At 48.1% G+C, this 9,231-nt stretch carries 7 protein-coding genes and 1 tRNA gene; 5 read left to right on the top strand and 3 right to left on the bottom strand.

What is annotated here, in order from left to right; genetic code table 11:
• Nucleotides 1-242 precede the first annotated feature (242 nt).
• From NG833_RS29710 to NG833_RS29700, 3 genes are all read left to right on the top strand, one after another.
• A complete protein-coding gene (locus NG833_RS29710; protein WP_254568867.1) occupies nt 243-656 on the top strand; it encodes a hypothetical protein in 414 nt (137 codons plus the stop codon).
• 270 nt (nt 657-926) lie between these two features.
• Nucleotides 927-2,717, top strand: coding sequence for an aspartate--tRNA ligase (gene aspS / locus NG833_RS29705; RefSeq protein WP_254568866.1), 1,791 nt, complete (start codon nt 927-929; stop codon nt 2,715-2,717).
• Between the two features lie 137 nt (nt 2,718-2,854).
• On the top strand, nt 2,855-3,202 hold the full coding sequence (locus tag NG833_RS29700; RefSeq protein WP_375293985.1) for an STAS domain-containing protein: 348 nt from the start codon (nt 2,855-2,857) through the stop codon (nt 3,200-3,202).
• A gap of 33 nt (nt 3,203-3,235) precedes the next feature.
• On the opposite strand, the gene NG833_RS29695 is transcribed toward NG833_RS29700, so the two are convergent.
• Together NG833_RS29695 and NG833_RS29690 are read right to left on the bottom strand one after the other, a co-directional pair.
• Nucleotides 3,236-4,375 carry a PP2C family protein-serine/threonine phosphatase gene (locus tag NG833_RS29695; protein WP_254568865.1) on the bottom strand — a complete coding sequence of 380 codons (1,140 nt, stop codon included), beginning with the start codon at nt 4,373-4,375 and terminating at the stop codon, nt 3,236-3,238.
• Nucleotides 4,376-4,581: 206 nt separating this feature from the next.
• Nucleotides 4,582-5,205 (bottom strand): 4Fe-4S single cluster domain-containing protein, encoded by a 624-nt coding sequence (locus tag NG833_RS29690; protein ID WP_254568864.1) that lies wholly within the window; start codon nt 5,203-5,205, stop codon nt 4,582-4,584.
• Nucleotides 5,206-5,970: 765 nt separating this feature from the next.
• Between NG833_RS29690 and NG833_RS29685 the strand changes: the two genes are divergently transcribed.
• Entirely contained in the window at nt 5,971-6,801 is an 831-nt protein-coding gene (locus tag NG833_RS29685; protein WP_254568863.1) for a PEP-CTERM sorting domain-containing protein, read from the top strand.
• 286 nt (nt 6,802-7,087) lie between these two features.
• Nucleotides 7,088-8,515 (top strand): NADP-dependent isocitrate dehydrogenase, encoded by a 1,428-nt coding sequence (locus NG833_RS29680; RefSeq protein WP_254568862.1) that lies wholly within the window; start codon nt 7,088-7,090, stop codon nt 8,513-8,515.
• A 161-nt stretch (nt 8,516-8,676) separates the two neighbouring features.
• Here the strand turns inward: NG833_RS29680 and NG833_RS29675 are convergent.
• A tRNA-Thr gene (locus tag NG833_RS29675) sits at nt 8,677-8,749 on the bottom strand.
• Between the last annotated feature and the right edge of the window lie 482 nt (nt 8,750-9,231).

Here is a 9,231-nt window from a genome sequence, read left to right as displayed (position 1 = left end):
TTTTTTGGAGTTCCCTCAGACATCCAAAGGGGCGTGACGAAAGCTGACGCTTTCATCACGGGATAACGACTGAAGTCGTTACTACAAACTGGAACCCCATCTTCCTATCTCTCTATTCCTTGTCACTAGGGAACGACTGAAGTCGTTACTACAAACTTGAACTCCATGTCCCCAGTCCAGAGTCCAACTTTAGCCGTTAGGCTAGAGGCAATACGTTATCAAATTTAGTAGGAGACAAAATCATGACTGATGAAGCTCAAGTGCCTAAAGAACGTGCCCTCGTCGAAGTAAGTCCCGAGACGAAAGCACTGGTGGAAAAAGAAATGCCTGATGCCACCGCTCAGGTGCAACAGGAAACGATGGCCCTTTTTGAAGCCATCAAACGCCGCGCTCAAGCGGAAATTCAAGGGGCCAGCAAATTTACCGCTGAAGCGTATCTGAGTGCGGTGCAACAAGCCAGGGAGACGATTGAAACCGATCGCCTCATGGACCCCGAACGGATTGCCTACACCATCAAACTGATGGAAATGGATGCCAAGCAAAACTGGGACAAGATCCTCACTGAAATGAGTGAACTGGGCGATCGCCTTGCTCAATCCGCTAAGGACGCATGGGACTCCCTCTTCAATCCCGACGGCACTCCCCCTAATTCCTAGGCAACCTCCGGCGTAAACACCCGATCATAGAGGGCGATCCATCAGTCGCCCTCTATTTTTTTTAAGTCTATCCGGAGAGAATCTGCCATCACGATGACCCGTTCGTGCTAGATTTTAAAAGTTTGCCTCTGTTATTTGTTTCAAAGACCCCAACTCAGCAATCCCACCCATTCCATCCCCGATTGCGATCGAGCATCGAACCCCTAGAACCGGGGCATTCTAGCCGTTCACTTGTCCACTCATTACGTCTGAAACTGTAAAGCGACCACCATGCGAACCTACTATTGCGGCCAACTCCGAAGCGAACATATTGGAGAAACTGTTACTCTGTGTGGATGGGTAGACCGCCGACGAGATCATGGTGGAGTCATTTTCTTGGATTTGCGAGATCGCAGTGGCATCGTCCAAATCGTTTCTGACCCCCAGCGCACCCCCACCTCCTACAAGGATGCGGAAACCATCCGTGGTGAATATGTCCTGCGCATCACCGGACGGGTCAGCCCACGTCCTAGCGATTCCCTCAACCCCAACTTACCCACGGGAGAGATAGAAGTCTACGTCGATCGCATTGAATTACTCAATGCCGTCCATAAACTGATGCCGTTCCCAGTTTCCAGTGGACAGACGGAAACTGTGCGGGAAGAGTTACGCCTGAAATATCGCTATCTGGATCTCCGTCGGGAACGGATGTCGCAAAATCTACAACTGCGTCATCAAGTGGTTAAAGCCATGCGCCGCTTCCTGGAAGATGAATATGGCTTTATCGAAATTGAAACCCCGATGCTGACCCGTTCTACCCCAGAAGGTGCCCGGGATTATCTCGTCCCCTCCCGGGTGAATGCCGGTGAATGGTATGCTTTGCCACAGTCGCCCCAGTTATTCAAACAGTTGTTAATGGTTTCGGGGTTAGATCGCTACTATCAAATTGCCCGATGCTTCCGCGATGAAGATTTGCGCGCCGATCGCCAGCCGGAATTTACTCAGCTTGACATGGAAATGAGTTTCATGTCCCAAGAAGAAATTCTGGAGTTGAATGAGTCTTTAGTTTGCCATATCTTTAAAACGGTTAAGGGCATTGAACTCCCCCGTCCTTTCCCCCGGTTAACCTACACCGAAGCGATGTCCCGGTACGGCACCGATCGCCCCGATACTCGTTATGGCATGGAATTGGTGGATGTCTCGGATTTGGTGAAAGACTCCGGTTTTAAAGTATTTTCCGGAGCAATTTCTGCGGGTGGGATTGTCAAGGTGTTACCGATTCCCGGTGGCAATAGTGCCATTTCCAATGTCCGCATCAAACCCGGTGGAGATTTATTCAAAGAAGCCGCCGAAGCCGGTGCCAAAGGGTTGGCTTATATCCGCGTTAAAGATAACGGGGAAATTGATACGATTGGGGCGATTAAAGATAATTTAAGCCCGGAACAGAAGCAGGAATTGCTCTCGCGAACTGGAGCACAATCGGGGGATTTACTGTTATTTGGAGCAGGAGATACGGCGACGGTGAATAAAACCCTCGATCGCCTCCGCCAATCTGTGGCTCGTCTGTTAGGGGTGATTGAGGAGAGCAAGCTCAATCTGCTCTGGGTTACCGATTTTCCGATGTTTGAGTGGAATGCTGATGAGAAGCGGTTAGAGGCGATTCATCACCCGTTTACAGCTCCTAATCCGGAAGATATTGACGACCTCAAAAATGCTCGGGCTCAAGCTTATGACTTGGTTTACAACGGCTTGGAAATCGGCGGAGGGAGTCTGCGGATTTATCAGCGGGAGGTTCAAGAGCGGGTGTTTGAGGCGATCGGTTTATCCAAGGAAGAAGCGGATAATAAGTTTGGCTTTTTAATGGAAGCATTTGAGTATGGCACTCCTCCCCACGGCGGTATTGCTTATGGTTTAGACCGCTTGGTGATGTTGTTAGCTTCAGAAGAGTCAATTCGAGATGTGATTGCCTTCCCGAAAACCCAGCAAGCTCGATGTTTGTTAACGGGTGCTCCTGCTCCCATTGATGGGATTCAGTTGAAGGAATTGCACGTAGCTTCTACGGTTAAGCCTAAACAGGCTTAGGGATTTGTTGAAGATCGGGTCATGGGTAATCCAGTATTTGGGTAAATTATCCATGACTTGCTATTCTGAAGACTGGAATGAATTGTTATTATTTTCTCATCAGAGAAAAGACAGCTCGAAAGCCCCCTATCATCTTTATGAGTAACAAACCGATGAGTTCTGACATCAAGTTTGAAGTCGTTCGTCCCAATGGCATTTTAGATGGGACTCAAGCTAATGTATTTCGCCGTGAAGTGCGCGATCGCCTGGATAAACAAGCCAATATTGTGCTGGTCAATCTCCAGGATGTAACCTTTATTGATAGTTCGGGTCTAGGGGCTTTAGTCTCCGCCCTGAAAATGGTCCGAACTGCCGGTGCAAAGATGGTCATCTGTTCCATTAATGATCAGGTCAGAATGTTATTTGAACTCACCAGCATGGACCGGGTGTTTAAAGTTTATCCCAATGAAGAAACTTTTGAAAATGAAGTGAATTCCGATATTTAATTCAGGATAAAGTTTGCAAGTGAATCTCGGGTGTTATTCCAGAAACTCTACCTGGAGCAAGGAGAAGTCATCATCAAAGGTCGGGTTGAGATTTAAACTGCGGATGCGAGCTAATAACCCATCAATATCCCGGCCATTTTTTTGCCAATAATAAGTGAGCAAATTGCTAAAGGCATCCAGACCCCAAAGGGTGCCATCAGGCTGATTGATTTCATAAACGCCATCACTAAAAACATATAAGGTACTCGGGGTCTCTATGTGACAGACACTTTGGATATATTGGGCTTCGGGAAACATTCCGATAGGCAAGCCTTTGGTTTTAAGCGGTTGGAGAGTCGGCGGTTTTCCTGGCGTTCCCGATAATAATAAAGCAGGAGGATGGCCTGCACTGGAGTACAATAGGGTGTTTTGGGTGCGGTTATAAACGCCATACCAAATCGTAAAATATTTATCTTGTTGTAAGTCCATTTGAAAGTATTGATTTAATTCGGTTAAAACCGAAGCCGGTTGGGTGAAATCAAAGCCAACCTGGGAGTGGGACCGTAACAAATTTAAGACCGAAACTGAGGGGAGGGTCGCCGCTAAACCATGACCCGCAACATCGAGTAGGTAAATGACTAAGTGTTCAGAATCCAGCCAATAATAGTCAAAGCAATCGCCACCGAGTTGACGAGAGGGAATAAAACGGTTGGCGATCGCCACGGGTGTATCCAGGGGGTTCGGTAAGAGCGATCGCACGTAATCCGCTGCTTCCGCTAGTTCCGCTTCTAATGCTTTCTTAGAGTTTCGCAAATCTTGGGTGAGCTGATAAATCCTCAGTCCTGCTCTAACTCGGGCATTTAATTCATTAATTTCGATCGGTTTAGAGAGAAATTCATCCGCACCCGTATCCAATCCCACGACCCGATCTTCCGTTGCGCCCCGAGAGGTTAACAGAATAAAATAGGTATTGGATAATTCTGGATGCGCTTTGATCTGACGGCAAACTTCCAACCCATCCATCACCGGCATCATCCAGTCACAAATGATTAATGCCGGCCCTAATCGATAAGCCTGTTCCATTCCTTCTTGACCATTACTGGCAACGGCAACGTGATACCCCTGTTTTTGCAAGGATCTCGTCAACACTACGCGAATAGTCGGATCGTCATCAATCACAAGAATGTGGGTCATGGACTAGGAAATTGCGACAATTAGCTTTACACAGAATAGCACTCACGAAAAAGAGCCCCAACCCTCATTGTTTCCCGATCGCAGGGAACCCTTCAAGGCAACGATGCCGCGTCTTGTCACCGTTTCCTGATGTCGAGAAATCCTTTCACAGAACTGTAATGCTTTTGAGAAGTTTGAGGAGTCTCTTTCACGGAATGCCACCGGGTCTACTCTAACCCCAATTGTCCACGAAAACCTGTAATAATCCTGGTTCCATCTTTAAGAATGTGGATTTCCATCTGGTCGCTGGCCCAGGTGATTTTATCCTTAAATGCTTCATTAAAGATGTGAATCCGTTGATTGCGGGAAGAAACTGGGGATTCTGGGGAATGAATCGCCAAGGATTCGACATAAGGACCATCAATCAGGATGTCGAGTTGGTCTAATAAGGCCCCAGCACCCACTGGCGCAGAGGGCGACTGCAATTCCGCCAAGGTAAATCCGGTAAAAGACATCAGATTTAATCCCGCTGCCTTAACTTTTTTCCCGAGTTCGGCTAGTGCAGTGGCCTGCCAAAAGGGTTCACCCCCGGAAAAAGTCACCCCTTGGTTCCGGGAATTGCTCAAAATTTTATCCGCCAGTTCATCAATGGCGATTAACTGATTGGCTTCAAAAGCCCAGGATTCGGGATTAAAACAACCGGGACACTCTCTGAGACAGCCTTGGACCCAGACGACAGATCGGGTTCCGGGTCCATTCACTTCGGATTCATCCACGTACCCCATGATATTCAGGTAGCCATCTGGAATCTCTGGGAGGGTGGGTGATGCGCTGTTGATTAAATCGCTCATAGGTTGACCTCTCGTTAAATAGAGGGTTTCAACTCACCGGCTTAAGGGTAAGGTTGAAAGATTCTTATATCGATTATCAGCTATATTCTGGAGAATCACGAATATTTAAGGGTGATTGTCTTCCTGGCGGTGTCCGTCCATAAAACATTCGCTTCGCCTCTTTCCCCATATTTCTGACTCAGTTTCCCGTCAAGTCACACCGAACAGTGCCCAGATGTCGCGGCAAATGCTTCCAGTCTTTAGGTAAATCTTCTCAAATCCTTTAGGAAAGCCCGTTGGCAAGTTAAAGAACGAGGCTGAAATTCCAGGAATACCAACCTATTTGGAGGTTAAGGCTAGAGATTTGGATTTAATCGCCTGGTCGATTGGCCTATAAAACAGTAGTATGGTTGTAGAATCAAATTGTCTCTATATTTAGCCCAATGCGCCTGTTTGAAACAGAATGTAAAGCTGTTCCGGGCTAGTTTGAATCAAAAACGGTACTCTCCCCTCATTATTCTCCGTGTTTTCTCGTAGTCATGCATCAACAGCATAGTTAAAAGATTTGGACATCCGCAAAATAGCTGATATTCGAGGCAGTTATTGCAATCTTTAAAAACACCTAGCCTAGTATTTTATTTAGATAAAGAATGAGCTTACCCCCTAGACGAAGTAGAAAGTAAAGGTAATAATCATAGACATAAGCACAAGAGACGTTAACTAAACAAACACTTATCTCTTGACCAGCCGCTCCTAACTTAACTCTAAACTCTAAGGTGTCAAACCATGATTACTAATTTAACTTTTACCAACCGTCTGACCAAAACTGCTCTAATTTCTCTCGGTCTAGCTGCTGCCTCCCTTGCCTTTGCTCCTGGACAAGCCAAAGCTGACTCGATCACGTTCGACGCTTCTCCTAAGACCGGAGATCCAGCTACCGTCAACGTCACCCTCGACGATACGAGCAATCCGGGCAGCATTACCGTTACTGTCAACGTCGTACCCGAAGCTAATACTGGAAATATCGGCGATATTAACGGGGTTTACTTCGACCTTCCCGATGGCGTCGGTTCTGTGAGCGTGAGTGGCGTATCTGGTGGGCCAGTCAACCTTGATGCCAGCGATTTAAATGGAAACGCTGGCAATCTGGGTGATGGTGTGAATATGAACGGAGGCGGCGGACAGTCTTCCTACGATGTCGGCATCCGAATTGGCACTTCCGGTGGGATCAACGGTGGCGATGACTATCAAACCACGACCTTTATAGTCTCCGCAGAAGGACTATCCCTCAGTTCCTTTACCTCTCAGAGTTTCGGCATCCGCCTCAAGAGTGTTGGCCCATTGGGAGGCAGTCGCGGCGGCAGCAGCAAAGTAGCAGAAACTAGCCCCTCGACCGTTACTGTCGCCACTCCGCCAGCAGAAACTCCGGAAACTCCCGTCGCCGAAACTCCTGTAACTCCTGTAACTCCTGTAACTCCTGTAACTCCTGTAACTCCCCCTGGTGACGGTGGATCTGACCCGGTTGCGGTCCCCGAACCGATGACGATTGGTGGTTTGTTGATGGGTGCTGGTGGTTTGTTGGCCGCACGTCGCCGCAAAATGAGCCAAAAGGGTTAATCTAACCAGCGATCGCGACAAGAACACATTTCAGGAACCCTTGTCCGATTAATTCAGCGCTAATTCATCAGTTCGGTCAGTCCCAATTTAAGGGGCCTGACCGAATTTTTTTGGGCAGATTCCCCAATAAGTCATCAAGTCCTGAATTCTCTGGAAGTCTGCACCCGCAAACCCGGGGAATACAGGAGGAAAAAGATAAACTGATTACCGGCTTATCCCAGGGCTTCTGATACGCTACTCAAAGGCTGAAGGTTCAGCTTTAACCCAAGTTAACCGTAAGTGGATTATGTACGAGAAACTGACTCCCCCGACGACTGGCGATCGCGTCACTTTTAAAAACGGTGAACCCATTGTTCCCGATAACCCGATCATCCCCTTTATTCGCGGCGATGGGACGGGGGTAGATATTTGGCCCGCCTCCCAAAAAGCGATCGATGCTGCGGTAGAAGCGGCTTATGGGGGCAAACGTAAAATTAGCTGGTTTAAAATCTACGCCGGTGATGAAGCCTGCGAAAAATACGGCACCTATCAATATTTGCCCGAGGATACCAACAAGGCGATCGCAGAATATGGGATCGCCATCAAAGGCCCCTTAACCACCCCAATCGGTGGCGGGATTCGGTCCCTGAATGTGGCCCTGCGCCAAATTCACGACCTCTATGCCTGTGTCAGACCCTGCAAATATTATCCCGGAACCCCCTCCCCGCATAAACACCCCGAACAACTGGATGTAATTGTTTATCGGGAAAATACCGAAGATATTTATCTAGGAATCGAGTGGCGTGCAGGAACGGAAATCTGCGAAAAATTAATTGATATTCTCAATACTCAATTAATTCCTCAAACCCCAGAACATGGGAAAAAACAAATTCGCATGGATTCCGGCATCGGCATCAAACCGATTAGCAAAACTAACTCCCAGCGTCTGGTTCGCCGTGCGATTAAACACGCCTTACGCTTGCCCAAAGCCAAACAAATGGTGACTTTGGTCCATAAGGGCAATATTATGAAGTACACCGAAGGGGCGTTTCGGGACTGGGGTTATGAACTAGCCACCACGGAGTTTCGCAATGAGTGCGTCACGGAACGGGAATCCTGGATTTTGAGCAATAAGGAAAAAAATCCCGACCTGAGTATTGAAGAGAATGCTCGTCAGATTGACCCGGGTTATGATTCCCTGACGGAGGAAAAACGGGCGGTGGTTTGCGAGGAAGTGAAGCAGGTGCTTGATAGCATCTGGGAGACTCACGGCGATCGCAAGTGGAAAGAGAAAATCATGGTCAATGACCGAATTGCCGATAGTATCTTCCAACAGGTCCAAACCCGCCCCGATGAGTATTCGATTCTGGCAACCATGAATTTAAACGGAGACTATCTCTCCGATGCAGCAGCGGCGATCGTTGGGGGATTAGGCATGGGACCCGGGGCCAATATTGGCGACCAATGTGCTATTTTTGAGGCCACCCACGGCACCGCACCCAAACACGCCGGACTCGATCGCATCAATCCTGGTTCCGTCATCCTCTCGGGCGTCATGATGTTGGAATACATGGGATGGCAAGAAGCCGCCGATTTGATTAAAAAAGGCATTGGTGGCGCTATTTCTAACCGCGAGGTAACTTACGACTTAGCCCGCTTAATGGAACCCCCGGTAGAAAAACCCCTCAAATGTTCCGAGTTTGCCGAGGCGATTATTAACCATTTCGACGATTAAACCTCGGACCCCCCGCTAAAAATCCCCCCTGATAATCAGGGGGGATTCTCTTCTTCGACATATTTTGAGAATCCACCCTAAATGTAGAGGCGAGCAAGCGAATCGCCTCTACATTTAGGGCTTCATCGGTCGTTCCAGGAAGCCAGAAATTTTTGAGTAAAAGCTGGTGACAGGAGTCGAACCCGCGACCCACGCATTACAAGTGCGTTGCTCTACCAACTGAGCTACACCAGCATGAGTTTTAACTTTACCAAAGTTTGGAGCAGTTATGCAACCCCTCCACCGGACTTTTTTAGGAGGGAATCAGACCCTTGGGTTATAATCCCGATATCTCTGCACGGACTCTGAGACATGAGGGGATTGCAAAATATAAATCATCCAACCGTTCAACTAAAAGGAAGGTATGTGTAGGGGCGCAATGCTTGCGCCCTTGGGGCCTGCGCATTGCGCCCCTACATTGACGGGGCTACTCCGTTGAGCAGTTACTACGAACGAACGTTTTGGAGGTTTTATTTTTTGGAGTTCCCTGATTGAAACCGCAAAGATGCCTCACCCACGAATCTATTTAACACCCGCTTAGGGAACTCCAAAAAATAAAATACCCAAAAACCCACACCCTCAAGGGTGGAGGCTCACAGGACGAAGCGGTGCCTGCGCGGGCTAAGAACGTCTTTTTAGTTCCTTAAGCATCGCATTTGGGTGATTTATTTGTTGCA

This window comes from Oscillatoria sp. HE19RPO (assembly GCF_024220515.1).
In the GTDB taxonomy this organism is placed as follows: domain Bacteria; phylum Cyanobacteriota; class Cyanobacteriia; order Cyanobacteriales; family Laspinemataceae; genus Laspinema.
The sequence above is the reverse complement of the archived record's forward strand: the minus strand, read 5'-3'. Positions and strand labels throughout refer to the sequence as shown.

What these genes read in the sequence shown, in the direction of transcription:
- NG833_RS29710 (WP_254568867.1), top strand. Translation starts at nt 243, where the DNA reads ATGACTGATGAAGCTCAAGTGCCTAAAGAACGTGCCCTCGTCGAAGTA.
- aspS (WP_254568866.1), top strand. Translation starts at nt 927, where the DNA reads ATGCGAACCTACTATTGCGGCCAACTCCGAAGCGAACATATTGGAGAA.
- NG833_RS29700 (WP_375293985.1), top strand. Translation starts at nt 2,855, where the DNA reads ATGAGTAACAAACCGATGAGTTCTGACATCAAGTTTGAAGTCGTTCGT.
- NG833_RS29695 (WP_254568865.1), bottom strand. Translation starts at nt 4,375, where the DNA reads ATGACCCACATTCTTGTGATTGATGACGATCCGACTATTCGCGTAGTG.
- NG833_RS29690 (WP_254568864.1), bottom strand. Translation starts at nt 5,205, where the DNA reads ATGAGCGATTTAATCAACAGCGCATCACCCACCCTCCCAGAGATTCCA.
- NG833_RS29685 (WP_254568863.1), top strand. Translation starts at nt 5,971, where the DNA reads ATGATTACTAATTTAACTTTTACCAACCGTCTGACCAAAACTGCTCTA.
- NG833_RS29680 (WP_254568862.1), top strand. Translation starts at nt 7,088, where the DNA reads ATGTACGAGAAACTGACTCCCCCGACGACTGGCGATCGCGTCACTTTT.